The following is a 23,734-nucleotide window of genomic DNA, read 5'->3' as shown; positions in this document are numbered from 1 at the left end:
GCCTTTGGTTCATCGCGCCGGAACGAAGCCCTCCGGTCAGGTCCGGCCGGCGGCGAACAGCATCACGACGACGATGATGATGGCGAGCGCCTGAAACAGGATGCGCTGCTGCATCATCTTGTTGGACTTGAGCTGTCCGGCGGTGGGGCCGGTGGTGCCGGTACCGCGCGCCTCCGCGCTGGCATTTTGCAGAAAGGCGACAATGCCGCGCACCAGCGCCACCAGCGTCGCTATCAGCGCCGCAACGAGGAGGATGACCAGAAATGTTTGCATGACCCCGACTTAGGGATCAGCGGCCCCGATGGGAACCCGCCCTGCCCGAAGGTTCATGGCGAGCGCGAGCCCATCCGCGCCTTCTTCGCGCATGTCGGCCAGTGCGGGGGCGCCGTGGCGCTTCGCCAGCCGACTGCCGTCCGGACCGGTGAGCAAGGCGTGGTGATGATAGCGCGGCGTCGGCAGGTCGAGCAGCGCCTGGAGGAGGCGATGGACGTGGGTGGCGGCGAACAGATCCTGGCCCCGCACGATATCGGTAACGCCCTGCCAGGCATCGTCGACCGTCACGGCGAGATGGTAGCTGGCGGGCGCGTCCTTGCGTGCGAGCACCACATCGCCGGCGGCAAGTGGGTCGGCGGTGATGCGCTGGCCGTGATCGGTCCAGTGCAGCGGGCCGGCCAGGGCGGCGGCGCGTGCCATGTCGAGGCGCCAGCAATGCGGCCGATCCGGGTGTGCCATCGCCAGCGTGCGGCAGGTGCCGGGGTAGAGCGGCTCGGCGCCATGCGGTGCGGACAGGCTGGCCGCGGCGATCTCGGCGCGGGTGCAATAGCAGCGGTAGAGCAGGCCCAACGCCCGCAGCCGCTCGAGCGCGTCGGCATAGGCGGGCAGGCGATCCGATTGGCGCACCACCGCGCCATCCCATTCAAGTCCGAGCCAGGCGAGATCGGCCAGGATCGTCTCGATATGCTCCGGGCGGCTGCGCGTGCCGTCGATATCCTCGATCCGCAGCAGAAAGCGTCCGTCGTCGCGGCGCGCGGCGTCATGCGCCAGGATCGCGCTATAGGCGTGGCCAAGGTGCAGCCGGCCAGTCGGCGACGGGGCGAAGCGGGTGACGATCACGGGCCGGCATGTGCGGTGCGGGTGCACCGGGGGCAAGCCCCGGGCATACCGGCGTGGGGCAGATCAGCGACCGCTGAAAACCGGCTCGCGTTTTTCCATGAAGGCGGCGACGCCCTCCTTGTGATCCTCCGTGCCCATCAGGCGGCGGATCGTCTCGATCGCCCAGCCGCCCAGCTCGCGCGGATCGCCATAGGCTGCGCGGCGCAGCCCCTCCTTCATGTAGCGCAACGCGAGCGGCGGATTGGCGGCGATGCGGGCGGCGAGCGCGCGGGCGCTGTTCATCAGCTCCGCGTGCGGCACCACTTCGCGCACCAGGCCGATCCGCGCCGCCTCGGTCGCGTCGATCACGTCGCCGGTGAACAACAGCTCGGCCGCCTTGGCCGGGCCGACGATCGAGGGCAGGCGGTAGAAGCCGCCGACGTCGCAGACGAGCCCGCGCTTGATGAACAGTTCGGCAAACTTCGCCTTGTCCGACGCGACGCGGATGTCGGCGTAGAGCGCCAGTTCCATGCCCCAGCCGACTGCCGCGCCGTTCACCGCCGCGATCACCGGTTTGTCGCATTCGAGCGCCGCCATCGCCGCAGGTGTCGGTTGGTGCCGCACCACCGGCGGCGCCTTGCGCGCGGTGAAGCTGTCGGGGCCGGCCATGATCTCCGCCACGTCATCACCCGAGCAGAAGGCCGGATCGGCGCCAGTGATGATGACGCAGCGCACTTCCTCGTCGGTGACCGAGCGGCGCAGCGCCGCCTCCAGCCGGGCATAAGCATCCCAGTTCAGCGCGTTGCGCCGTTCGGGGCGATTGAGCGTGATCGTCGCGACGTGATCAGCGACCGCATAGGTTACCGTTTCGGTCAAATATCCTCTCCCCTTGACCCGGCGATTCGCCGGCTGTCATCATGGCGTCATCGACTGGCGTGACACCGCGCCACGACACGGTATCGAAGGGGGACCCGCTTGTTCCATCCCGATCTGATCCGCCATCCGGACGCGTGCCCGACGCTCGTTCTGAACGCCGACTATACGCCGTTATCTTATTATCCGCTCAGCATCTGGCCCTGGCAGACCGCGGTCAAGGCCGTGTTTCTCGACCGGGTGGATATCGTCGCGCATTATGAGCGCGAGGTGCGCAGCCCGACGCAGGCGATCCGGCTGCCCTCCGTCATTGCGCTGAAGCAATATGTGAAGCCGTCGCAATTTCCTGCATTCACCCGCTTTAACCTGTTCCTGCGCGATCGCTTCGCCTGTCAATATTGCGGCACGCATGTGCGCGACCTGACGTTCGATCACGTGGTGCCGCGCGCACAGGGCGGGCGTACGACGTGGGAGAATGTCGTCACCTCCTGCTCCCCATGCAATCTGCGCAAGGGCGGGCGCACCCCCAAGCAGGCCGCCATGCCGCTGCATATCGAACCGATCCGGCCGACCAGCTGGCAGTTGCAGGAGCATGGCCGCAGCTTCCCGCCAAACTATCTGCACGAGACATGGCACGATTGGCTTTACTGGGACGTTGAGCTCGAAGCCTGATCTTGAGGGAGGTTAATCGGGGATGCGAGCATTGATCATGCTGGTGGCGGGAGGAACGCTGCTGGCAGCCTGTGGCAGCAAGAGTGACGACGTGGAAAATCACACGGCTGCCGCGCAATATACGCCGCCCACGGTCACCTCGCGGCTGGATTTCGGCGGCGAGGTCGAGCGTCGTTTTCACCGCATCGACGTCAATCGCGATGACCGCATCACCCCCGACGAACTGCCCGACCGGTGGCAGTCGCTGGTCAAGCGCGGCGACAAGGATGGCGACGGCGCGCTGAGCGCGGAGGAGTGGAGCGAGCTGATGCTGAGCTGGTTCGATCGCAACGATCTGAACGGCGACGGCACGCTGACCAGCGAGGAGCGCGAGACCTATCGCGAGCGGCGGCAGGCCGCGCCCGCAAGCCAACCTGACGAAGCTGCGCGTTGACGCCGGTGGTTGACGCAATGCAGCATGGCGACATGAGCACGCTTCCTTCAATCACCAACAATGCCGACATCCGCTATCTCGGGCGCGTCCTGGGGGATGTGATCCGCGAGCTTGGCGGCGAGCGATTGTTCGCCGCAACCGAGGAGATCCGATCGGCATCGGTGGAGCGGCACCGTGGCACCGGCATTGCGGTCGATCATCACCTCGAGGCGCTGTCGCTCGACGAGACGCTGGATGTCGTGCGCGGCTTTATGCTGTTTTCGATGCTCGCCAATCTTGCGGAAGATCGGCAGGGCATCACCGCCGAAGAGGGCGCCGATGTTGCCGCCGCGGTGGATCGGCTTGCGACCGAGGGGACCGATCGCGAGGCCGTGCTCGGCCTCTTGGAGCACGCGCTGATCGCGCCGGTGCTGACCGCGCACCCCACCGAGGTGCGCCGCAAGAGCATGATCGACCACCGCAATCGGATCGCAGAGCTGATGGCGCTGCGCGATACGGGGGCGGAGGATACGCCCGAGGGCGACCGCATCGAAGAAGCGATCGTGCGCCAGGTGGCGCTGCTGTGGCAGACGCGCGTGCTGCGCCGCGAACGATTGTACGTCACCGATGAGGTGGAAACCGCGCTCAGCTATCTGCGCGACGTGTTCCTGCCGGTCATTCCCGCGCTGTATCAGCGGTGGGACCGGGCAATGGGACAGCGGGTACCGGGTTTCCTGCGGCCGGGCAGCTGGATCGGCGGCGACCGCGACGGCAATCCGTTCGTCACCGCCGAATCGCTGAAGGTCGCGCTCAGCAAGGCGTCGGGCGCGGCGATCGGCTTCTATCTCGACCAGCTGCATGCGCTTGGGTCCGAACTGTCGATTTCGGCCGAACATGCACCGGTGGACGATGCGGTGATGGCATTGGCCGAGGCGAGCGGCGACGATGCGCAAAGCCGGCACGACGAGCCCTATCGCCGGGCGCTGTCGGGCATCTATGCGCGGCTGGCGGCGACCTATCGCAAGCTGGTCGGCACGCGCCCGCCGCGGCCCGCGGCGCGCGAGGCGGAGCCATATGCCGACCCCGGCGCGCTGCGCGCCGACCTGCTGGCGCTGGCGCGCGGCCTGTCGGCGGCGGGCGGTGGCCTGCTCGCGAGTGGCGGCGCGATTGGACGGTTGATCCGTGCGGTCGAGGTATTCGGCTTTCACCTGGCGACGCTCGACCTGCGGCAGAACAGCGCGGTGCACGAGCGGGTTGTCGGTGAGCTGCTGTCGTGCGCCGGCGTGTGTGACGACTACACCGCGCTGGACGAGGACGAGCGCGTCGCGCTGCTCAACCGCGAGCTTGCGACGGCACGGCCGCTGACCAGCCGCTTCATCGACTATTCGGAGGAAACCGCCAAGGAGCTGGCGATCGTCGCGGCGGCGGCGGAGGCGCATGCGACCTACGGCCCGCAGTGCATCCGCCAGTACATCGTGTCGATGTGCACCTCGGTCAGCGACCTGCTGGAAGTGCATCTGCTGCTGAAGGAAGTGGGCCTGTACGTCCCCGGCGATCCGCCGAGCGCGCAGGTGATGGCGGTGCCGCTGTTCGAGACGATCGGCGATCTGGAGGCGGCGCCGACGATCATGCGCGCGTGGTTCGCGCTGCCCGAAGTCGCCGCGATCGCCAAGGCGCGGGGCCATCAGGAAGTGATGATCGGCTATTCCGATTCCAACAAGGATGGCGGTTATCTCACCTCCACCTGGCAATTGTCCAAGGCGTCGACCGCGCTAAAGCCGGTGTTCGAGGCGGCGGGCGTCGGCATGCAGCTGTTCCACGGGCGCGGCGGCGCGGTGGGGCGCGGCGGCGGATCGAGCTTTGCCGCGATCCGCGCGCAACCGCCCGGCACGGTGCAGGGCCGCATCCGCATCACCGAACAAGGCGAGGTGATCGCCGGCAAATACGGCACGCGCGAAAGCGCGATCACCAATCTGGAGGCCATGGCCTCGGCGACGTTGCTCACCAGCCTGTCGCCCGCGCCGCTTTCCAATGCAGAGAATGAAAGTTTTACCGGCGCGATGGACAAGCTGTCGGACACGGCATTCCACGCCTATCGCGACCTTGTCTATGGCACCGAAGGGTTCAACAGCTTTTTCCGGCAAATGACGCCGATCGCGGAAATCTCGGGCCTGAAGATCGGCAGCCGCCCGGCGAGTCGCAAGAAGTCCGCCAAGATCGAGGATCTGCGTGCGATCCCCTGGGTGTTCAGCTGGGCGCAGGCGCGCGTGATGCTGCCGGGCTGGTACGGCGTCGGGCACGCGATTGCGGCGTTCGAGGACAAGGCGCTTCTCGCCGAAATGGCGGAAGGCTGGCCGCTGTTCGCGGCCACGCTCGCCAACATGGAGATGGTGCTGGCGAAATCCGACATGGGGATCGCCGAACGCTATGCGAGCCTGGTCGAGGACGAGAAGCTGGGCCACCGAATCTTCACGCGTATTCGTGACGATTGGCAGGTCACGCATGACGCGTTGCTGGAGATAACCGGACAATCGCGCCTGCTGGAAAAGCAGCCGAGCCTTGATGCCTCGATCCGGTTGCGGCTGCCTTATATTGAGCCGCTGAACCTCCTGCAGATCGAGCTGATGCGACGGCACCGCGCCGGCGAGGATGATGCGCGGATCGCCGAGGGCATCCTCCTGTCGATCAATGCGATCGCGACAGCGCTGCGCAATTCGGGGTGAGGCCTGGCCGTCTCGTTTTGCTGTTGCGAGTTATTCGCGATTGATTTAGCCGCTGTGTAGAGGCTGCAGCCAGCCTCTTGCGGGGCAGATCATGCAGGCGAGCGAGGTGGAAAGGGTGCGTGGGGTGCGGGCGTCGAGCGACACGCCGCGTCCATCGTCGCGACACGCGCCATCGACGACCGATCGCGCCGCACCTGCCAAGCCGAAGAAGAAGGTGCGCGCCTTCTGGCTGAAGCAATTGCACAGCTGGCATTGGGTGAGCGCGGCGGTGTCGTTGGCCGGCATGTTCCTGTTCGCGATCACCGGCATCACGCTGAATCACGCCGCCTCGATCGGGGCCGAGCCGCAGGTCACGCGTGCCGAGGCGATGCTGCCGACGCCGCGGCTTGCCGAACTGCGCGGCGATCATGCCGCCGCCGCGCCGCTGCCGCCGCGCGTGGCACAGGCTGTCGCCGATGCGGTGGCGATCGACCCAGCGGGGCGCGCGGGCGAATGGTCGGACGATGAGGTCTATGTCGCGATGCCTGGGCCGGGGCGTGATGCTTGGGTCAGCATCGACCGCCAGAGCGGCGCGATCAGTGCGGAAGCGACGTGGCGCGGCTGGGTGTCGTACCTCAATGACCTGCACAAGGGGCGGAACACCGGCGATGCCTGGTTCTGGTTCATCGACGTCTTTGCGGTCGCCTGCATCGTCTTCACGCTTACGGGGCTGCTGCTGCTCCAGCTCCACGCGCGACACCGCCCGTCCACCTGGCCGCTGGTCGCCACGAGCCTGCTCGTGCCGCTGCTGCTGGCCCTGTTCCTGATCCATTGAGGGGAAAACGCATGCGCCCATCCCATCTGCTCGCCATCGGTGCGCCGCTCGTCGCCGGGTCTGCCGCTGCGCAGACCGTCAGTGTCACCGTGCCGCAGCTGAAGGTCGCCGAATATCACCGGCCCTATGTAGCGGGCTGGCTGGAGCCGGCGGCGGGCGGGCCGGCGCGGACCGTTTTCGTGTGGTACGACATCAAGAAGCGCGGCGCGGAGCCGGGCACCAAATGGCTCGCCGACCTGCGCAGCTGGTGGCGCAAGGGCGGCCGGTCGCTGCATCTGCCCGCCGATGGCGTCAGCGGCGCGACGCGCGCGCCCGGCACCTATCAGATCCCGCTGCCCAAAGGGCTGGCGCCCGGCGCCTATGTGCTGAACGTCGAGGCCGCGCGCGAGACCGGCGGGCGCGAGCTGGTGCGCGTGCCGATCACCGTTCCGCGCCGCGGCGGCACTGCCAAGGGCAGCACCGAGCTCGGCACCGTCACCGTTCGTTGAGGATTCACCTTATGCGCCTGACCCACCTGCTGTTCGCCGCCACTGCCGCCGTATCGCTTGCCGCACCGGCGCTGGCGCATCGTCAGTGGCTGCTGCCGTCGACCACGACGCTGTCGGACACCAGCCAATATGTCACCGTGGACGCGGCGGCGTCGAACGACCTGTTCTATCCCGATCATGTCGCAATGAACCCCGATATGATCGCGGTGCAGGCGCCCGATGGCAGCAGCGGCACGATCGAGAATGCCGCCAAGGGACGGCATCGCACCACCTTTGACGTCAAGATCGACAAGCCAGGGACGTGGAAGATCGGCACCGAGACAGATGCGGTGATGGGGGGTTTCATGCTGAACGGCGAGCAATGGCGCGTTGGCGGGCGGCGCGGGCCGCCACCGGCCGCGGGTGCCGCCGCACGGCCGATGCCGAAGGTCGTTGCCACCGCCGCCGACATCCCGGCGGGCGCCACCGACGTGAAGCTGACCGAAGTGATGAACCGCAACGCGATCTTCGTCACCGCCGGCGCACCGAGCGAGGACGTGTTCACGCCGACGGGCAAGGGGCTGGAGATGCAGCCGATCACCCACCCGGCCGCGCTGGTCGCCGACGAGGAAGGGCAGTTCCGCTTCCTGGTCGACGGCAAGCCTGCCGCCGGGGTCAAGGTGATGGTGGTGCCCGGGTCCAAGAAGTTTCGCGAGAGTGAAGGGGCGCAGGAGCTCACCACCGGGGCGGACGGCGTGCTGCACGTCACCTGGCCGGTGCCGGGCGTTTACTGGATGAGCGCCACCGTGACCGACGCCAAGGCGACAGCGCCGCGTGCGACCGAGCGGCGGATGGGCTTCACCACCACGCTTGAGGTGCCGGCGCCCTGACGACACTGCCGCCGCGGCTCGTCGTGTCGCCGATCGACCCGGCGGCGCTCGCGGGGTGGGATCCGCGCGCAGCGGTAATGGAGCTCGGCGGCGCGACGATGGGGACGCGATGGCGGGTGCGGTTCGCGGCGCCGCTGCGGCTCGACCTCGCCGCGCTCACCCGTGCGATCGAGGCGATGCTGGACGGGATCGTCGCGGAGGTGAGCCATTGGGTGCCGGAGTCGCTGCTCAGCCGGTTCAACAAATCGCCGGTCGGACGCTGGATGGCGCTGCCACCCGATTTCGCGACGGTGATGGCAGCGGCGCTTGAACTTGCCGCAACGACGGACGGCGCGTTCGATCCGGCGGTCGGCGCGCTGGCGGACCTGTGGGGTTATGGTCCGACGCCGCGGGTCGGCACGCCCGATGAGGCGGCGATCGCAGGCGTAGTGGCTGCGGGCGGGTGGCGGCAATTGCACTTCGATCCGGCGGCGCGGCGGTTGCAGCGGCTGAGCGATGTCCAGCTTGACCTGTCGGGCATAGCCAAGGGGCATGCGGTCGATCGCCTCGCCGCGGTGCTGGCGGCGCATGACATTCGGCACGGTCTGGTGGAGATCGGCGGGGAGTTCGTGGGGTTCGGGATGCGCCCGGATGGCGATCCGTGGTGGGTCGAGCTGGAGACGCCGGGCATGGTGGCGACGCCGATCCGCGTGGCGCTGCACCAATTGGCAGTCGCGACGTCGGGCGACTACGTGCGCGGGCGGCACACGATCGATCCGCGCAAGGGACGGCCGGTGGAGCATGCGCTGGCGGTCAGCGTGGTACACCGATCGGCGATGCTGGCGGATGGCTGGGCGACGGCGCTTGGCGTGGTTGCGCCTGACGAGATGATCGCGCTGGCGAAGGCAAGGGGGCTGATGGTCCGTGCGCTGATCCGGCAGCGCGATGGGGTGCGCGAATGGATCAGCCCGGCGTTGGCGTCGCTGATCGAGGACTGACGGCAGCGGCGTTGCGAACGGATCGGGAGCCTCTGGCGGCCCGCTTGCGTTTAGGTGCGATGCTTGGCCGCCTCGCCTCTGCCCCCGACCTGCGTGACGCCGCCGCGGCGGCGATGCGCGACGCGCTGGCCTCTTTCGCACCGGACCGGCCGATCGTGATCCTGTCGCACTTCGACGCGGATGGCCTGGCCGCCGCCGCCTTGCTGTCGCGCGCGCTGGAAGGTGCCGGGCACCATGTCGCGATCGAGCTGACCGGCAAGGGCGAGACGCCGTGGGACGATGCGGTGCGCGCGCGGCTTGCCGCGCATGCGCCGGGCGGGCTGATCCTCGCCGATCTGGGCACGCGCGCGGACCCGGTGTTGCCGGGTTGCCCGACATTGGTGATCGACCATCACGTGCCGACCGGCGATCCCGAAAACGCGATCACGATCAGCGGCAACGGCCTCTCGCCCGAGCCGACCAGCGCGCTGCTCGCCTGCTGGGCTGCGGCGGCGCTGGGCGATGTGAGCGACATGCTGTGGCTCGCGGCGATCGGCCTGATCGGTGACATGGAGGACGGGCGCGACTTTCCCGAGCTGGGCGAGGCGCAGGCGCGCTGGGGCAAGACCGCGCTGCGCGATGCGGTGTCGCTGCTGAACGCGCCACGGCGGACCGCGGCGGCGGATGCCGGGCGGGCGCTGCGCCTGCTGCTGCGCGCCGATGGGCCCAAGGCGATCACCAAGGGCACCGACGCCGATGCCGAGGCGCTGCGCGCCGCCAAGCTGGAGGTGCGCGCCGCGATGGATGCGGGCAAGCGCACCGCGCCGATTGTGGTGGGCGACGTGGCGCTGATCCCGCTCGACACGCCGTGCCAGATCCATCCACTGATCGCGCAGCAATGGCGCGGGCGGCTGAAGGACAAGATCGTGATCGCCGCCAACCGTGGATACCGCCCCGGTTGGGTGCATTTCGCGGCGCGATCGGCGAGCGGGCGCAATCTCATCGACTTTCTGGCCGAGCACCGCCCGGCGGGCGCCGACGGACGCTATGGCAACGGCCATGCGCAGGCGACCGGCGGGGCGCTCCGCGCGGACGACTGGAACGGCTTCGTCCGCGAACTCGGCTTTCCTCAGGCACAGGTGCCATCATGACCGACAACAGCCGCCCGCTTCGCCTGGGCTTTCCGGTGAAGGTGATGGGCAAGCCCGGGCTGAAATCCGGCGACACGCGGCGCTGGCAGAAGAACCCGCACCTCAAATGCTCGCTCGAGCTGCTCGACGACGTGCTCGAGTATCTGAAGAGTGAGGATCTCGACATGTACCGGCTGTCGTCGGACATCGCGCCTTACGCGACGCATCCCGACATGCCGCAGTTCCACAACATGGTGGCGGAGAGTGACGCGGAGCTGCGCGCGTTCGGAAAAAAGGCGCGCGATTACGACATCCGCCTGTCGTTCCACCCGTCGCAATATGTGCTGCTGAACGCGCCCAACCCGGACCTGACCAAGAAGAGCATCTGGGACCTGTCGAGCCAGGCGGAGATGCTCGACCGGATGGAGCTGGACGACGAAGCGGTGATGATCACCCATGTCGGCGGCGTGTACGACGACCATGAGGCGAGCCGCGCGCGCTGGATCGAGGGATGGGAGCAATGCCCCGAGCATGTGCAGCGCCGGCTGGTGCTGGAGAATGACGACATCCGCTTTTCCGCCGCCGATGTGCTGTGGATCCACGAGCGCACCGGCGTCCGGCTGATCTTCGACTATCAGCATTTCTGGTGCCTCAACCCCGAGCGGCTCGACATGCGCGAGACGCTGGAGCGGTTTCTGGCGACCTGGCCGGCGGGTGTCCGGCCCAAGATCCACTTTTCCTCGCCGCGTACCGAGATGCGCGAGATCAAGCAGAAGATCACACCCAAGCAGCGCGCCGCGGCAAAGGCCGGCAAGGGGCGCGCGAAGTCGGGCGAGGTGCTGAAGGCGCCGGTGAAGGACACCGCGCGGGTGAAGACGGTGCTGCGCCCGCCGATCTGGACCGGCCATGCCGACTTTACCAACCCGTTCGAGTTCGCGACCTTCATGCGGATGGCCGAGGGGCTGTTCTTCGACGTGATGATGGAGGGCAAGTCCAAGGATCTTAGCCTGTTGCGGCTGCGCCCGGACCTGCTCCGCTTCGCCCCCGATGTGGCGGTGCGGTTCGGGATCACCGCGAGCGATGCGGCCGAGTTCGCCGACGACGAGGCGCGGCTCGACGGCGGGGTGGATACGGACGACGAGCCCGATGTCGATGAAGGACTGGCCGAAGCGGCGGAATAGCCGCCTCGCGCGTTGCGGCGGGTGACGAAAGGGAGATAACATGGAGATAAAGAAGCTGCCCGCGGGCGAACCGGCACCGAGCAACGCCGACTGCATCCGCATCCAGGAGCTGGACAGCGGCCAGTTCCGGCTCGCCGGATCGGTGCTGGTCCGGTGCGGCGATGGCGAGGAGGCCGAGTCGGTGTCGCTGGTCGGCGGCGATCCGTATGGCAGCTATGACGACGCCGAAGCGGCAGGTCTCGCTTGGGCAGGCGAACATTGCGCCGAGGTGCTGCACGTCTGCCGCTCCGAGGGAACGGCGCCGCTACCCGATGTGATCTGACGCGCGGATCACGGCTTAGCCGATCATTCCTCGGCTGAGCCGTAATCCGATATGTTGCGACGTGGGCCACCGTCGCCCTTGCGGTTCAGCGCCTGGCGCACGCGGTCGAGCAGGTCGCTGCGGCGATACGGCTTGCCCAATACGTCCAGACCACTTCGCAGCGGCCCATCGGCGACCAGCTCCTCGTTATAGCCGGTCGTCATCAGCACGGGGACGTCGGGTGCGATCTTGGCGATCTCCTGTGCCAGCACGATGCCGTTCATGCCGCCGGGCATCACCAGATCGGTGAACACTAGGTCGACCGAGCCTTCCGGTTCGGCCTTGAAGGTGGCGAAGCCGTCTTCCCCGGTTTCGGCCGTGGTGATGCGATAGCCGACTTCCTCCAGGATCTCGCGGGCGAGTGCGAGCACTTCCGGGCTATCCTCCACGACGAGGATGTGCGCGCCGGACTTTCCCGACGAAGCGGCCTTGCTGCGTTTCTCCGGCTCCTGCGGCAAATCGTGCAGTTCGCTGGATGCAACGGGAAACAGCATCCGGACGGTCGTACCCTTGCCCGGCGCACTTTCGATCTCCAGCCGGCCGCGCGATTGCTGCACGAAGCCACTGGCCATGGCGAGTCCGAGGCCAGTGCCCTTGCCGACGCCCTTTGTGGTGAAGAACGGCTCGGTCGCGCGCTCGATCACCTCGGGCGGCATGCCCTGCCCCTCATCGCGCACCTGCACCGCGACATATTCGCCCGGCGAAAGGCCGCGTGCGGCGGCATCGCCGTTGAGTTTCACCCGCGCTGTGGAAAGCTCGATCACCCCGCCGCCCGGCATCGCATCCTTGGCGTTGATCGCGATGTTCAGCACCGCCATTTCGAACTGCTGCGGATCGAGCAGCGCCTTGGGCAAGCCGCGACGAACGCTGAAATGCAGCTCCACCTTTCGGCCCAGCGCGCTTTCCATCACGTCGGCAAAGCCGTTGAGGCATTCGCTGACATCCACGGGGCGCGGATCAAGCCGTGTCTTGCGCGCGAAGGCAAGCAACTGGCCGGTCAGCTTCGCGCCGCGTTCGGCCGCGCCGCGCGCGCTTTCCAGATAGCGCAGCACGCGCTCGTCCGAACTGCGCGCCACCGCGAGCTCGAGATTGCCGTTCACGACTTGCAGCAGATTGTTGAAATCGTGCGCCAGGCCGGCGGTCAGCTGGCCGACCGCTTCCATCTTCTGTGCCTGAAGGTAGGAGCGTTCGCTTTCGCGCCGGCGCGTGACGTCGAGCTGGCTGGCGAAGAAGTACAGCAGATTGCCCGTGGTGTCGTACACCGGGCCGATGAAAACCGCATTCCAGAATGGCGAGCCGTCGCGCTTGTAATTCAGGATTTCGAGCGCGATCGAACTGGTCGAGGCGACCGCGTTGCGCAATTCGGTGACGCTTTCGGGATCGGTACGGGCGCCCTGCAGAAAGCGGCAGTTGCGGCCCAAGACTTCCTCTTCCTCGTACAAGGTCAGATCGAGGAAAGCCTTGTTGGCGAAGACGATCGGATTGTCGTCCTGATGCGGATCGGTGAGGATCATCGGCATCCGCGTCATCTCGATTGCGGCGAAGAACACATTGCCGCGGCTGTCGAGACCAGGCTCGGTGATCGTGCTTTCGCGCCAATGGCGCTTGCCGTCGCTGCCGCGACCGATCGGCTCGTGTCCGCCGACGTCCATCGATCCTTCTGCGGGTACACCGGCGCTCTGGCCACCGCCTTCTACGTCAGTCGGTGTGTGCCCAGAGCCTTTTTCTGCCACGCTGTTATCCGCTTCCATCTCGAATGCCGGCGATCTACCGGGCGGTGGTTCGCAATAGAAGAGTCAATCTGGCGCGTTGTTCCCTTCGGGACGCGCTTGAGCGGGTGTCGGTGCGAGTTGCGCGCCAGCAATGCGCTCCGTACGGTTGCGTCATGAAGCTCCTCTCCACGGCAGCAATCGCTGCGCTCGCCCTGTCGCTCGCCACCAATGCCGCTGCGGAGGTGGAGCGGTACAGCGTGATCTTCGGCGGCAAGACCGTGGGGCATTTGAACGCAGACATTCAGGGCGACCGGACCGCAATCGACTTCGACTACAAGAACAACGGTCGCGGACCGACGATGAAGGAGGTGCTGCGCACCGATGCCGCCGGGCTGCCGGTGGCGTGGGACATCACCGGCACGACCACCTTCGGCTCCAAGGTGGAGGAGCATTTCGCGACCGACGGCAAGGCGGCGCGCTGGACCGATGCGACGGGCAGCGGATCGGCAAACACGCGCGGCGTCTATATCGCGCAGAGCGGCAGCCCCTGGGCGACTGGCTTGTATGCGCGCGCGATCATGAAGGCGGGCGGCACCACGCTCGCGGCGCTGCCGGGCGGCACGCTGACGCTGACCAAGGGCGAAACGCTGAGCGTCAAAGGCGCGGGCGGGCCGCTGACGGTGACCGCCTATGACCTGGGCGGGATCGAAACCACGCCCGACACCATCCTGCTGGATGCGGATGGCGAGATGTTCGCGGCGGTCTCGCCGCGGCAGGTGATCGTGCGTGAAGGCTATGAGGGCGAGGCCGAGCGGCTGAAGACGCTGGCGGCGCAATGGTCGACCGACCGGTTCGTGGCGATCAACAAGAAGGTGGCGCATCGCTATGCCGGGCCGGTGCGCATCCGCAACGTGCGGGTGTTCGACAGCAAGGTGGGCACGGTGGGCGCGCCGGTGTCGGTGCTGGTGTCGGGCAACAGGATCGCGAAGATCGAGCCGCTGGGCGCCAGGGGTGCGGCGGGCGAGACGGTGATCGACGGCGCGGGCGGCACGATCGTGCCCGGCCTGTACGAGATGCACGCGCATACCGGGCAGGAAGGCGCGCTGCTGAACCTTGCCGCGGGCGTCACCACCATGCGCGACATGGGCAACGACAATGCGGTGCTCGACAAGCTGGTCGAGCGGATCGACGGCGGGGTGATCGCCGGGCCGCGGATCGTGCGCGCCGGCTTCATCGAGGGCAAGAGCCCGTTCAGCGCCAACAATGGCATCCTCGTCAACAGCGAGGCGGAGACGGTGGCGGCGGTGCGCTGGTACGCCGACCAGGGCAAGTTCTGGGGTGTCAAATCGTATAACAGCATGAACCCGGCGTGGATCCCCGCGCTGGTGAAGGAAGCGCATGCGCGCGGGCTGAAGGTGGCGGGGCACGTTCCCGCCTTCGCCACCGCCGATCAGATGATCGAGGCGGGTTTCGACGAGATGACGCACATCAATCAGTTCATGCTGCAATGGGTGATCAAGCCGGAGGAGGACACGCGCACGCTGTTCCGCCTGACCGCGCTGAAGCGGCTACCCGCGCTCGACCTCAACAGCGAACGGGTGCAGCACACCATGGGGCTGGTCACCGCGCGCAAGCTGCCGATCGACGTGACGCTGGGCATCCACGAGAATCTGCTGCTCAACCGCGACGGACAGGTTGCGCCGGGCGCGGTGGACTATATCGACCATCTGCCCGTCGGCGCGCAGCGTAGCCTGAAGCAGCAGTGGATCGACACCTCCGCTCCCGGCGACGATGCGGCGTATCGCGGCGCCTATGACAAGATTGTGGAGACGATCCGCATGCTGAACGATCGCGGTGCGATGATCGTGCCGGGAACGGACACGGGCGGGTCGTTCACGTTCCACCGCGAGCTGGAACTGTATCAGCAGGTCGGCATGACCCCCGCGCAGATCCTGACGCGCGCGACATGGGACATGGCGAACTATCTGGGGCAGGGCGCCACGCTCGGCTCGGTGGAGCAGGGCAAGCTGGCCGATTTCTTCCTGGTGCCGGGCGATCCGACCAAGGATCTGAAGGCGATCAAGCGCATCGCGATGGTGGTGAAGGATGGCGCCTTCTACTATCCGGCGGAGGTATATCCGGAGTTCGGAATCACGCCGTTCGCGGCAGCGCCCAAGGTGAGCGGCGGGGCAAAGTAAGGTCGGGTCACCCCGGGTCGGGCCCGGGGTGACGACTTATTTTGCAGCGGCCGTACTCATCGAATACGGCCGTGCGCTTGGCGCCGCGCCCCACGCCTTGTTCGGTGTCGCCTGCATGGCGAAGCGTAGCTCGCCGCCGCGCATCAGTTCCTCGTGGCGAAGGAATGTGCGGTCGAGCGGCCGGCCGTTCAACGTCACCCGGCCGACGTAGCGGTTCGCGTCCGTCAGGTCGTCCGCCACCATTGTGAAGCGCTTGCCATTGGGGAGCGTCAGTGCGGCGCGGTTCACGAAGGGGCGGCCGATGACATATTGGTTCGATCCCGGCGCCACGGGGTAGAAACCGAGCGCGGTGAAGACGAGCCAGGCGGACATCTGACCCAGATCGTCGTTGCCGGACAGGCCGTCGGGGGCGGCCTTGTACTGGCTGGCGACGATCTGCGCCAACCGCTCCTGCGTGCGCCACGGCTGGCCGGCGTAGCTGTAGAGATAGGCGACGTGGTGGCTCGGCTCGTTGCCGTGGATGTACTGGCCGATCAGCCCGGCGATGTCCTCGGCATGGCTATAGTCGAGCTTGCTGTTGTCGTAGTTGAACATCGCGTCGAGCTTCGCCACCGCGGCCTTGTCGCCGCCGAGCAGCGCGAACATCGCGGCCTGGTCCTGCGGCACGAACCAGGAATATTGCCACGCATTTCCCTCGGTATAGTCGCTGCCGTAGTTGATCGCGGTGGGATCGAAGGGGGTGCGAAAAGCGCCGTTCGACTTGCGGGCGCGGAGGAAACCGGTCTTGGCGTCGAAGCTGTTGCGCCAGTTCGCGGCGCGTTTGTCGAAAGTCGCGGCGATGTCGGTCTTGCCGAGCGCGCGGGCCATGCGCGCGATGGTCCAGTCGTCGTACGCATATTCGACCGTCTTGGACGCGGCCTCCGGCTCCTTGTCGATCGGCACGAAGCCGCGCTTCATATATTCGTCCAGCCCGCCGTAGGGGCCGTAGGTCGCGCTCTTCACCATGGCGGCGAGCGCGGCGTCGGTGTCGAAGCCGCGCACGCCCTTCAGATACGCGTCGGCGATGACCGGGACGGCGTGATAGCCGATCATGGTCCAGGTTTCGCGACCGTGGAATTGCCAGACGGGCAGGATGCCGAAGGGGCTTTCCTGCTGGCTGGCGAGAAGCGATTTCACGAAGTCGCGGTTGCGCTGCTCGGGCTGGACCAGCAGCAGCAGCGGGTGTTCGGCGCGGAACGTGTCCCATAGCGAAAAGGTGGAGTGGAAGGTGAAACCGTCCGCCTTGTGCACCTGATCGTCGGGGCCACGATAGCGGCCGTCGACGTCGGAGAAGACGCCGGGCGCGATCATCGCATGGTAGAGCGCGGTGGCGACTTTGCGCTTCATCGGTGCGGGGGCGTCGAGATCGACGCGGTCCAGCGCCTGTTGCCACGCGGTGCGGCTAACGGCGGCGACCGCGTCGAAGCCGCCCACTTCGCTGTCGAGATTGGCGAGGGCGCCATCCTCGTCGACGCCCGAGATGGCGACCTTCAGTTCGAGCGGCCTGGTGAGGTGGCCGAAGTCGAGCGCGGCGACGAGCGCCTGACCCTGTAGCTGCGCCACGTCGGTGCGCCCGCGGCCGGGCCCTTGGAAGCCCTTGTAGGCGATCTTCTCCTCGCGATTGTGGAAGGCGTGGCCGGTGAGCGGCGCACTGGCGCGTATCGCGAAGAAGAGCTTGCGCGCGGGTGCCCATCCGCGCGTCTCGCGCATGCCGGTGATCGTGCCGTCGGCGCGCACGCGCACCGAGGACCACAGGATCTTGCCGGAATAATCGTAGAGCGAGGAGCGCAGGTCGAGCACGACGTGCGCGGCCTTGCCGGCCGGGAAGGTGTAGCGGTGAACGCCGACGCGGGTGCCGGCGGTGAGCTCCGCGCGCACGCCGCTGTCGGCCAGCGTCACGGCATAATAGCCGGGGCGCGCGACTTCGGTGTCGTGGCTGAAGCGCGAGCGGTAGCCGGTGTCGGGCTTCGCCGCGCTGCCGGGATCGAGCGGCACGGTGTCGCCCGCCACCGGCATCATCAGGAAATCGCCGAGATCGGAATGGCCCGAGCCCGAGAAGTGCGTCTGCGAGAAACCCTGAATGGTGCTGTCGTCGTAACGATAGCCGGCGGCGTGGCCGTAGCAGTCGCGCACCTGGCAGGTGGTGTCGGTGTCCGGGCTGACCTGCACCATGCCGAACGGCGCGACCGCACCGGGGAAGGTGTGCCCCTCGCCGCCGGTGCCGATGAACGGATCGACGCTGTCATAGGTCGATTGCGCCGACAGCGGGGCGGCGGCGAGGGAGGTGGACAGAAGGGCGGCAAGGACGGAGCGCAGCATAAGCGGCTTAGAGCATGGTGCCGGTAAGGCGCCAAGCGCTGCTGCGATTGGTCAATTAGCTGGAAGTGCCTCCACTGATCGATTTCGCCATTCGCTCTGACGAATTTTCGTCACTTCCGTGAGACGTGGGAGGGGCTAGGCTGTTGTCAGAATATCAGAGACGAGAGGACGAGGCATGGACGCGAAAACAAGTGGCTGCCCGATGTCGGGCGATCCGCTGAGTGACAAGGCCAAGGAGCCCGAAGCACTGCGCAAGCTGCTCGGGCGTACGAACCGCGACTGGTGGCCGAACCAGCTGTCGCTCGAAATCCTGCAGCAGAACGGCCTGTCGGGCGATCCGATGGGCGACGATTTCGATTATGCCGCCGAGTTCAAGACGCTCGATCTGGAGGCGGTGAAGGCCGATCTGCGCGCGCTGATGACCGACAGCCAGCCGTGGTGGCCGGCCGATTACGGGCATTACGGTCCGTTCTTCATCCGCATGGCGTGGCACTCGGCCGGTACCTACCGCACCGGCGACGGGCGCGGCGGCTCCTCCTCCGGCTCGCAGCGGTTCGCGCCGCTCAACAGCTGGCCGGATAACGGCAATCTCGACAAGGCACGCCGCCTGCTGTGGCCGATCAAGCAGAAGTACGGCCGCAAACTGAGTTGGGCGGACCTGTTCATCCTGACCGGTAACGTTGCGATCGAATCGATGGGTGGTCCGGTGTTCGGCTTCGGCGGCGGACGCGTCGACATCTTCGAACCCGAGAAGGACATTTACTGGGGCACGGAGGAAGAGTGGGTCGGCAGCGAGAGCAGCCAGACCCGCATCCAGCCCGATCGCGAGATGGTGCTCGAAAGCCCGCTGGCCGCAATCCAGATGGGCCTCATCTACGTCAATCCCGAAGGACCGGGGGGCAACCCCGATGCGGCGCAATCGGCGCGCGACATCCGTGAAACGTTTGCGCGAATGGGCATGAACGACGTGGAAACGGTGGCGCTGACCGCCGGCGGCCACACCTTCGGCAAGGCACATGGCGCGGGCGATGCCTCGCTGGTTGGTGCGGAGCCGGAAGGCGGCGACATCGCGCAGATGGGCTTCGGCTGGATGTCGACGCACGAGACCGGCATGGGCGATCACACGATCACTAGCGGGATCGAGGGCGCGTGGACGCCGACGCCGACGAAATGGGACATGACCTATTTCGACATGCTGCTCGATCATGAATACGAGCTGGTGAAGAGTCCGGCAGGCGCAAAGCAGTGGCAGCCGGTCGGCAACCCGGAGGAGACGCTGGCGCCAAAGGCGCACACGCCCGGCGTCAAGGTGCCGACAATGATGACCACCGCCGACATGGCGATGAAGGTCGACCCCAAGTATCTGGAGATCATGAAGACGTTCCGGGCGGATCCGGACTATTTCGCTGATCAGTTCGCGCGTGCCTGGTTCAAGCTGTGCCACCGCGACATGGGCCCCAAGGCGCGCTACCTCGGCGCAGACGTGCCGGCTGAGGATCTGATCTGGCAGGATCCGATCCCCAAGGCCGATTATGCGACCATCGACGATGGCGACGTGACCACGCTGAAGCAGAAGATTGCGGACACGGGACTGACCGTGACCCAGCTGGTGAAGACCGCGTGGGCCTCCGCCGCGACCTTCCGCGGATCGGACAAGCGTGGCGGCGCCAATGGCGGGCGCATTCGGCTGGAGCCGCAGCGCAGCTGGGACGTGAACGAGCCGGAGAAGCTGGCCGAGGTGCTCAAGGCTTATGAGGGTATCAAGGCCGATTTCGATGGCAGCGCCAGCGGTGGCAAGAAGGTGTCGATCGCCGACTTGGTCGTGCTGGGCGGCATCGTCGGTGTCGAGCAGGCCGCCAAGGCGGCAGGCCACACGATCAGCGTGCCCTTCACGCCGGGCCGTACCGACGCGACCGAAGAGCAGACCGATGCCGAAGGGTTTGAGGTGCTGGAGCCCAAGGCCGATGGTTTCCGCAACTATCTCCAGGTGCGCTTCAACGTGCCAACCGAGGAGCTGCTTCTTGATCGTGCGCAGCTTCTGGGGTTGAGTGCGCCCGAGATGACGGTGCTGGTCGGCGGTCTGCGCGTGTTGGGTGCCAATCACGGCGATACCGACCATGGCGTGCTGACGGAGCGGCCCGGGCAGCTGACGAACGACTTCTTCGTCAACCTGCTCGACATGCGCACGGCGTGGAAGGAAGTCGACGAAACCGGCGACGAGCTGTACGTCGGCACCGATCGCGCTACCGAGGAACCGCGATGGAAGGCGACGCGCACCGATCTGGTGTTCGGCTCAAACTCGCAGCTGCGCGCGATCGCAGAGGTCTACGCCTGCGATGATGCGAAGGAGAAGTTCGTCTCCGACTTCGTGGCCGCCTGGACCAAGGTGATGAACGCGGATCGTTTCGATCTGGCCGCCTGATCCGAACGGGTGATCGAAGGGGCTGCGGCATCACTGGTGCCGCAGCCCCTTTTCTTGTGCCCGGGCCATGCCGTCCGCGGGCGTGGAACCGGCCTTGTGGCTGTGTTGTTCACCGGCGGATGGCAGATGATCCGCATAGCGTCGGCGACATTCTGGACCGGCTTGATGACCTGGCAGAGCAGCAGGACAGGCTGACGTTAGGGCGCACGATCGAGGCGTTCGGTCACCGAAGCTATGCTCCGTTCCTGGTCATCCTGCCGCTGCTGGAGATTTCACCGCTGGGCGCGATCCCGGGGCTGCCAACGATGCTGGCACTCGCGATAGCGCTCATCGCCGTACAGATGCTGTTCGGTCGCAAGCACCTCTGGCTACCCGGTTTCCTAGCCAACCGGTCCGTGACATCCGAGAAGGCGAAGAAGGCGATCAAGAAGGTGCGTCCGATCGCCGAACGCATGGACGAATGGTTTCATGGGCGGCTGCCCGCGCTAACCAAGGGCCCGATGGTGCGCGTGGCGGCGGCGGCGATCATTGTCATGACGCTGGCGGTGCCGCCGCTGGAGCTGTTACCAATGGCGACCACCGCGCCGATGGCGGCGATCGCCGCCTTCGGCATGGCGCTGCTCGTCAATGACGGGCTGCTGATGGTAATCGCCTTTACGGCGGCAGCCGGCGCGCTGGCGGTCGGCGCCGGGCTGTTGAGCGGACGGGGTTAGCCGCGGCTGGGCGATGCCCCGCCAATCAGCGGCGCGGCTTGCTCGGCGTCTTGGACTTGGCACCGGGCAAGGTGGCCGGCGCGTCAAGTGTCGGCAGCTGCGCGGCAGGCGCCGCCTGGTACGGCGGCGGATTGTCGGCAGCGATATAGGCGTGGAGGATGCGCGTCGGGTTCGCCGGCGGCTCGCCCTTCTCGATCGCATCGACATATTGCATGCCCTGCAGCACGCGCCCGAACACAGTGTATTTGTTGTCCAGGCTGAGGCGCGGCATCAGCATGATGTAGAACTGGCTGTTGGCGCTGTTTTCGTCCTGTGCGCGTGCAGCGGCAACCGCGCCGCGCACGTGCGGCAGGTAATTGAACTCCGCCTTTACGTCGGGCAGGTCCGAGCCGCCGGTGCCGTCGCCCTGCGGGTCGCCGCCCTGCGCCATGAAGCCGTCGATCACGCGGTGAAATGTCAGGCCGTCGTAGAACTTGCGCCGGGTAAGGTTCTTGATCCGGCGCACCATGTCGGGCGCGACGTCCGGCCGCAGCCAGATCGACACGCGCCCGCCGGTAGAAAGATCGAGGAGCCAGGTGTTCTCGAGATCGGTGGTGGGCGGCGGGGTATAGCGCTGCTTGGAAGCGGTGGCAGCGGCCGTCGTTTCCGGCGTCTTATCCTGCGCCATGGCCGGCCCGGCCAGCACGGCCGCCAGCATCGCGATCAATCCAACAAACCGCATCGTCATCCCAACCAGAATATGTGCACGCGGCCCTAAACCAGATCGTGCCTTGCGCCAAACTGAACTGCGCGGCGCTGCCGGCGTGAAAAGTTCGTTGTTGAAAGGGCGTCAGCCGCCGCGCCGCCCCGTCTGCGCGACCCGCGCGACCACTTCGTCGCGCACTGCCGGAGTCACGAACTTGCCGATCTCGCCGCCGAAGATCGCGATTTCCTTTACCAGCCGGCTGGCGATCGGCTGCAGCGCGACATCCGCCATCAGGAAGACCGTTTCGATCCGGTCGTTCAGCTGCTGGTTCATGCCCGCCATCTGATATTCGTACTCGAAGTCGGCGACGGCACGCAGCCCGCGCACGATGACGCTGGCGCCTTCGCGCTCGGCAAAATCCATCAGCAAAAGGTCGAAGCTGACCACGTCGATATGCGCGTCGAGGCCGGCACATTCGCGCTTCACCATCATCATGCGCTCGTCGAGGCTGAACATCGGGCTTTTCGATGGATTGGTCGTGACGCCGATGACCAGCCGATCGACCAGCTTCGCGCCGCGACGGATGATGTCCATGTGGCCCAGCGTAATGGGGTCAAACGTCCCGGGGTAAACACCAATACGCGTGGTCATGATCAATGATCCCTTTGCAGCACGAAGCGGGCGATGTCGCGGAGCAGGTCCGCCTCCGATCCGTAGTGGCGAAGATGCGCGATCGCCTGATCGACCAGCAGGCGGCAGCGTTCGCGCGCCGGCTCGATCCCGAGCAGCGAAACAAAGGTTTCCTTGCCCGCCCCGGCATCCTTGCGCAGCTTCTTGCCGGCCAGCGCCTCGTCCCCTTCGACGTCGAGCAGGTCGTCGACGATCTGAAAGGCTAGGCCGATGTCGCGCGCATAGCCGCGCAGGTGCGTGCGCCCCTCCGGCGGCACGCGGCCGAGGATCGCGCCTGCTTCGACGGCGGCCAGGATCAGCGCGCCAGTCTTCATCGCCTGCAGCCGCGTGACGGTGGGAAGGTCGAAGCTGGCATGCTCCGCCTCCAGGTCCATCATCTGCCCGCCAGCCATGCCCGACGGCCCCGCCGCACGGGCGAGATCCAGCACCAGCTCGGCGCGCACGAACGGATCGGGGTGCGTTTCGGGATCGGCCAGCACCTCGAAGGCGAGCGCATGAAGGCAATCGCCCGCCAGAATCGCGGCGGCCTCGCCAAACTGTTTGTGCACCGTGGGTCGGCCGCGACGCATATCGTCATCGTCCATCGCCGGCAGGTCGTCGTGGATCAGCGAATAAACGTGGATTGCTTCCAGCGCGACCGCCACGCGACCGGCGCAGGTCATGTCGCAGTTGAACAGCCGGGCCGTGGCAAAGACCAGAAGCGGGCGGAGCCGCTTGCCACCATCGATCGCCGCGTGGCGCATCGCGCGATACAGATCCGCGCGGGGGTCGTCCGGCACCGCGAGCAGCGCGTCGAACCGCGCGTCGATTTCGCGCGCCGTATCGGCCAGCGCCGCAGCAAGCGCAGGAGAGGGGCTCATCCGGCAGTAAACGGCGTGGCAGTGGCACGGCCCTCGGCATCGAGCCGGATCGCCTCGATCCGCGCCTGTGCCGCGTCCAGCCGCTCGGAACAGCGGGCGCGCAGGGCATTGCCGCGCTCGTACAGCTCGATCGCGTCCTGCAACGGCGTGTCACCGGATTCGAGACGGGCGACGATCTGCTCGAGCTCTTTCAGCGCGGCCTCGAACGACAGGCTCTCCACGGGATTGTCCATGCCTGCGCTATGGCCAGCGGCAGGCGAATAATCAAGGTTACGGCGCGTCCGCTTAACGGGCGAGCTGGTCGGCCGTCCAGGTCACCAGGATCGTCGCGCTCGCGAGCCCGAGGTCGACCGCAGCCTGGAAACGCGCCGGCGCAACGTCACCCGCGCGGTGCGTCAGGATCGTGATGTTCGCGCTGGGCGGATCGGACGCCACCGCGGCCAGAGAAAGCACGCCGACGGCAAGGGCGATCTGACGACGCTTGTTCATGGAACGAACGATAGCGCGGCGGGCGGCGCCCTGCAA

At 66.9% G+C, this 23,734-nt stretch carries 23 protein-coding genes; 13 read left to right on the top strand and 10 right to left on the bottom strand.

Annotation, left to right across the window (positions count from 1 at the left end):
* Positions 1 to 36: 36 nt before the first annotated feature.
* The 3 genes from SPDO_RS09745 to SPDO_RS09735 form a co-directional block, all read right to left on the bottom strand.
* Complete coding sequence (locus tag SPDO_RS09745) at positions 37 to 273, bottom strand: twin transmembrane helix small protein (RefSeq protein ID WP_088367284.1); 237 nt, start codon at positions 271 to 273, stop codon at positions 37 to 39.
* Positions 274 to 282: 9 nt separating this feature from the next.
* Positions 283 to 1,113, bottom strand: a complete 831-nt coding sequence (gluQRS, locus tag SPDO_RS09740; RefSeq protein ID WP_088367283.1) for a tRNA glutamyl-Q(34) synthetase GluQRS — start codon at positions 1,111 to 1,113, stop codon at positions 283 to 285.
* A gap of 63 nt (positions 1,114 to 1,176) precedes the next feature.
* The gene (locus SPDO_RS09735) at positions 1,177 to 1,968 is read right to left on the bottom strand and encodes an enoyl-CoA hydratase/isomerase family protein (RefSeq protein ID WP_088367282.1); all 792 of its coding nucleotides are present in this window, start codon (positions 1,966 to 1,968) and stop codon (positions 1,177 to 1,179) included.
* Between the two features lie 99 nt (positions 1,969 to 2,067).
* Here SPDO_RS09735 and SPDO_RS09730 point away from each other — a divergent pair, with 99 nt between their 5' ends.
* From SPDO_RS09730 to SPDO_RS09685, 10 genes are all read left to right on the top strand, one after another.
* Positions 2,068 to 2,637, top strand: coding sequence for an HNH endonuclease (locus tag SPDO_RS09730; RefSeq protein WP_088367281.1), 570 nt, complete (start codon positions 2,068 to 2,070; stop codon positions 2,635 to 2,637).
* 22 nt (positions 2,638 to 2,659) lie between these two features.
* Positions 2,660 to 3,070 carry an EF-hand domain-containing protein gene (locus tag SPDO_RS09725; RefSeq protein ID WP_088367280.1) on the top strand — a complete coding sequence of 137 codons (411 nt, stop codon included), beginning with the start codon at positions 2,660 to 2,662 and terminating at the stop codon, positions 3,068 to 3,070.
* A gap of 32 nt (positions 3,071 to 3,102) precedes the next feature.
* Positions 3,103 to 5,772: a phosphoenolpyruvate carboxylase gene (gene ppc, locus SPDO_RS09720; RefSeq protein ID WP_088367486.1), complete on the top strand. Its 2,670-nt coding sequence runs from the start codon at positions 3,103 to 3,105 to the stop codon at positions 5,770 to 5,772.
* Positions 5,773 to 5,863: 91 nt separating this feature from the next.
* Positions 5,864 to 6,586 (top strand): PepSY-associated TM helix domain-containing protein, encoded by a 723-nt coding sequence (locus SPDO_RS09715; protein ID WP_088367279.1) that lies wholly within the window; start codon positions 5,864 to 5,866, stop codon positions 6,584 to 6,586.
* 11 nt (positions 6,587 to 6,597) lie between these two features.
* Positions 6,598 to 7,074: a DUF2271 domain-containing protein gene (locus tag SPDO_RS09710; protein WP_088367278.1), complete on the top strand. Its 477-nt coding sequence runs from the start codon at positions 6,598 to 6,600 to the stop codon at positions 7,072 to 7,074.
* 11 nt (positions 7,075 to 7,085) lie between these two features.
* Positions 7,086 to 7,943, top strand: a complete 858-nt coding sequence (locus tag SPDO_RS09705) for a DUF4198 domain-containing protein (protein ID WP_088367277.1) — start codon at positions 7,086 to 7,088, stop codon at positions 7,941 to 7,943.
* A 23-nt stretch (positions 7,944 to 7,966) separates the two neighbouring features.
* Positions 7,967 to 8,920, top strand: a complete 954-nt coding sequence (locus SPDO_RS09700) for an FAD:protein FMN transferase (RefSeq protein ID WP_245829354.1) — start codon at positions 7,967 to 7,969, stop codon at positions 8,918 to 8,920.
* A 59-nt stretch (positions 8,921 to 8,979) separates the two neighbouring features.
* Entirely contained in the window at positions 8,980 to 10,050 is a 1,071-nt protein-coding gene (locus SPDO_RS09695) for a single-stranded-DNA-specific exonuclease RecJ (protein ID WP_211280039.1), read from the top strand.
* A complete protein-coding gene (uvsE, locus tag SPDO_RS09690) occupies positions 10,047 to 11,210 on the top strand; it encodes a UV DNA damage repair endonuclease UvsE (RefSeq protein ID WP_088367276.1) in 1,164 nt (387 codons plus the stop codon). The genes SPDO_RS09695 and uvsE overlap by 4 nt, the downstream gene beginning before the upstream one ends.
* A gap of 40 nt (positions 11,211 to 11,250) precedes the next feature.
* Positions 11,251 to 11,532: a hypothetical protein gene (locus SPDO_RS09685; RefSeq protein WP_088367275.1), complete on the top strand. Its 282-nt coding sequence runs from the start codon at positions 11,251 to 11,253 to the stop codon at positions 11,530 to 11,532.
* A 23-nt stretch (positions 11,533 to 11,555) separates the two neighbouring features.
* On the opposite strand, the gene SPDO_RS09680 is transcribed toward SPDO_RS09685, so the two are convergent.
* Positions 11,556 to 13,223: a PAS domain-containing protein gene (locus tag SPDO_RS09680; RefSeq protein WP_088367274.1), complete on the bottom strand. Its 1,668-nt coding sequence runs from the start codon at positions 13,221 to 13,223 to the stop codon at positions 11,556 to 11,558.
* Between the two features lie 233 nt (positions 13,224 to 13,456).
* Between SPDO_RS09680 and SPDO_RS09675 the strand changes: the two genes are divergently transcribed.
* Positions 13,457 to 15,481, top strand: coding sequence for an amidohydrolase family protein (locus SPDO_RS09675; protein WP_088367273.1), 2,025 nt, complete (start codon positions 13,457 to 13,459; stop codon positions 15,479 to 15,481).
* Between the two features lie 36 nt (positions 15,482 to 15,517).
* On the opposite strand, the gene SPDO_RS09670 is transcribed toward SPDO_RS09675, so the two are convergent.
* Complete coding sequence (locus tag SPDO_RS09670) at positions 15,518 to 17,839, bottom strand: GH92 family glycosyl hydrolase (protein WP_088367272.1); 2,322 nt, start codon at positions 17,837 to 17,839, stop codon at positions 15,518 to 15,520.
* A gap of 175 nt (positions 17,840 to 18,014) precedes the next feature.
* Between SPDO_RS09670 and katG the strand changes: the two genes are divergently transcribed.
* A complete protein-coding gene (katG, locus tag SPDO_RS09665) occupies positions 18,015 to 20,261 on the top strand; it encodes a catalase/peroxidase HPI (protein WP_088367271.1) in 2,247 nt (748 codons plus the stop codon).
* Between the two features lie 119 nt (positions 20,262 to 20,380).
* Positions 20,381 to 20,974 (top strand): exopolysaccharide biosynthesis protein, encoded by a 594-nt coding sequence (locus SPDO_RS09660; RefSeq protein ID WP_088367270.1) that lies wholly within the window; start codon positions 20,381 to 20,383, stop codon positions 20,972 to 20,974.
* Positions 20,975 to 20,999: 25 nt separating this feature from the next.
* On the opposite strand, the gene SPDO_RS09655 is transcribed toward SPDO_RS09660, so the two are convergent.
* The 5 genes from SPDO_RS09655 to SPDO_RS09635 all read right to left on the bottom strand — a co-directional run bounded on the left by SPDO_RS09655 (position 21,000) and on the right by SPDO_RS09635 (position 23,698).
* A complete protein-coding gene (locus SPDO_RS09655) occupies positions 21,000 to 21,695 on the bottom strand; it encodes a peptidylprolyl isomerase (RefSeq protein ID WP_088367483.1) in 696 nt (231 codons plus the stop codon).
* A 108-nt stretch (positions 21,696 to 21,803) separates the two neighbouring features.
* Positions 21,804 to 22,310, bottom strand: coding sequence for a pantetheine-phosphate adenylyltransferase (gene coaD / locus SPDO_RS09650; protein WP_088367269.1), 507 nt, complete (start codon positions 22,308 to 22,310; stop codon positions 21,804 to 21,806).
* Positions 22,311 to 22,312: 2 nt separating this feature from the next.
* A complete protein-coding gene (locus SPDO_RS09645) occupies positions 22,313 to 23,209 on the bottom strand; it encodes a polyprenyl synthetase family protein (RefSeq protein ID WP_088367268.1) in 897 nt (298 codons plus the stop codon).
* Entirely contained in the window at positions 23,206 to 23,442 is a 237-nt protein-coding gene (locus SPDO_RS09640) for an exodeoxyribonuclease VII small subunit (RefSeq protein ID WP_088367267.1), read from the bottom strand. Before SPDO_RS09640 ends, SPDO_RS09645 begins: the two co-directional genes overlap by 4 nt.
* Before the next feature lie 52 nt (positions 23,443 to 23,494).
* Positions 23,495 to 23,698 (bottom strand): hypothetical protein, encoded by a 204-nt coding sequence (locus SPDO_RS09635; RefSeq protein WP_088367266.1) that lies wholly within the window; start codon positions 23,696 to 23,698, stop codon positions 23,495 to 23,497.
* Positions 23,699 to 23,734: the final 36 nt, after the last annotated feature.

This window comes from Sphingomonas dokdonensis, from assembly GCF_002197685.1.
Taxonomy (GTDB): Bacteria; Pseudomonadota; Alphaproteobacteria; order Sphingomonadales; family Sphingomonadaceae; genus Sphingomonas; species Sphingomonas dokdonensis.
Note: the sequence above shows the minus strand (reverse complement) of the source record. Positions and strands in the feature narration are given on the sequence as shown.

Coding starts and splice junctions, on each gene's coding strand:
- coaD (WP_088367269.1), bottom strand. CDS start 22,310: ATGACCACGCGTATTGGTGTTTACCCCGGGACGTTTGACCCCATTACG.
- SPDO_RS09715 (WP_088367279.1), top strand. CDS start 5,864: ATGCAGGCGAGCGAGGTGGAAAGGGTGCGTGGGGTGCGGGCGTCGAGC.
- SPDO_RS09655 (WP_088367483.1), bottom strand. CDS start 21,695: ATGCGGTTTGTTGGATTGATCGCGATGCTGGCGGCCGTGCTGGCCGGG.
- SPDO_RS09660 (WP_088367270.1), top strand. CDS start 20,381: ATGGCAGATGATCCGCATAGCGTCGGCGACATTCTGGACCGGCTTGAT.
- SPDO_RS09645 (WP_088367268.1), bottom strand. CDS start 23,209: ATGAGCCCCTCTCCTGCGCTTGCTGCGGCGCTGGCCGATACGGCGCGC.
- SPDO_RS09745 (WP_088367284.1), bottom strand. CDS start 273: ATGCAAACATTTCTGGTCATCCTCCTCGTTGCGGCGCTGATAGCGACG.
- uvsE (WP_088367276.1), top strand. CDS start 10,047: ATGACCGACAACAGCCGCCCGCTTCGCCTGGGCTTTCCGGTGAAGGTG.
- SPDO_RS09710 (WP_088367278.1), top strand. CDS start 6,598: ATGCGCCCATCCCATCTGCTCGCCATCGGTGCGCCGCTCGTCGCCGGG.
- SPDO_RS09635 (WP_088367266.1), bottom strand. CDS start 23,698: ATGAACAAGCGTCGTCAGATCGCCCTTGCCGTCGGCGTGCTTTCTCTG.
- ppc (WP_088367486.1), top strand. CDS start 3,103: ATGAGCACGCTTCCTTCAATCACCAACAATGCCGACATCCGCTATCTC.
- SPDO_RS09675 (WP_088367273.1), top strand. CDS start 13,457: ATGAAGCTCCTCTCCACGGCAGCAATCGCTGCGCTCGCCCTGTCGCTC.
- SPDO_RS09680 (WP_088367274.1), bottom strand. CDS start 13,223: ATGGACGTCGGCGGACACGAGCCGATCGGTCGCGGCAGCGACGGCAAG.
- SPDO_RS09640 (WP_088367267.1), bottom strand. CDS start 23,442: ATGGACAATCCCGTGGAGAGCCTGTCGTTCGAGGCCGCGCTGAAAGAG.
- SPDO_RS09685 (WP_088367275.1), top strand. CDS start 11,251: ATGGAGATAAAGAAGCTGCCCGCGGGCGAACCGGCACCGAGCAACGCC.
- katG (WP_088367271.1), top strand. CDS start 18,015: ATGGACGCGAAAACAAGTGGCTGCCCGATGTCGGGCGATCCGCTGAGT.
- SPDO_RS09695 (WP_211280039.1), top strand. CDS start 8,980: ATGCTTGGCCGCCTCGCCTCTGCCCCCGACCTGCGTGACGCCGCCGCG.
- SPDO_RS09725 (WP_088367280.1), top strand. CDS start 2,660: ATGCGAGCATTGATCATGCTGGTGGCGGGAGGAACGCTGCTGGCAGCC.
- SPDO_RS09705 (WP_088367277.1), top strand. CDS start 7,086: ATGCGCCTGACCCACCTGCTGTTCGCCGCCACTGCCGCCGTATCGCTT.
- SPDO_RS09670 (WP_088367272.1), bottom strand. CDS start 17,839: ATGCTGCGCTCCGTCCTTGCCGCCCTTCTGTCCACCTCCCTCGCCGCC.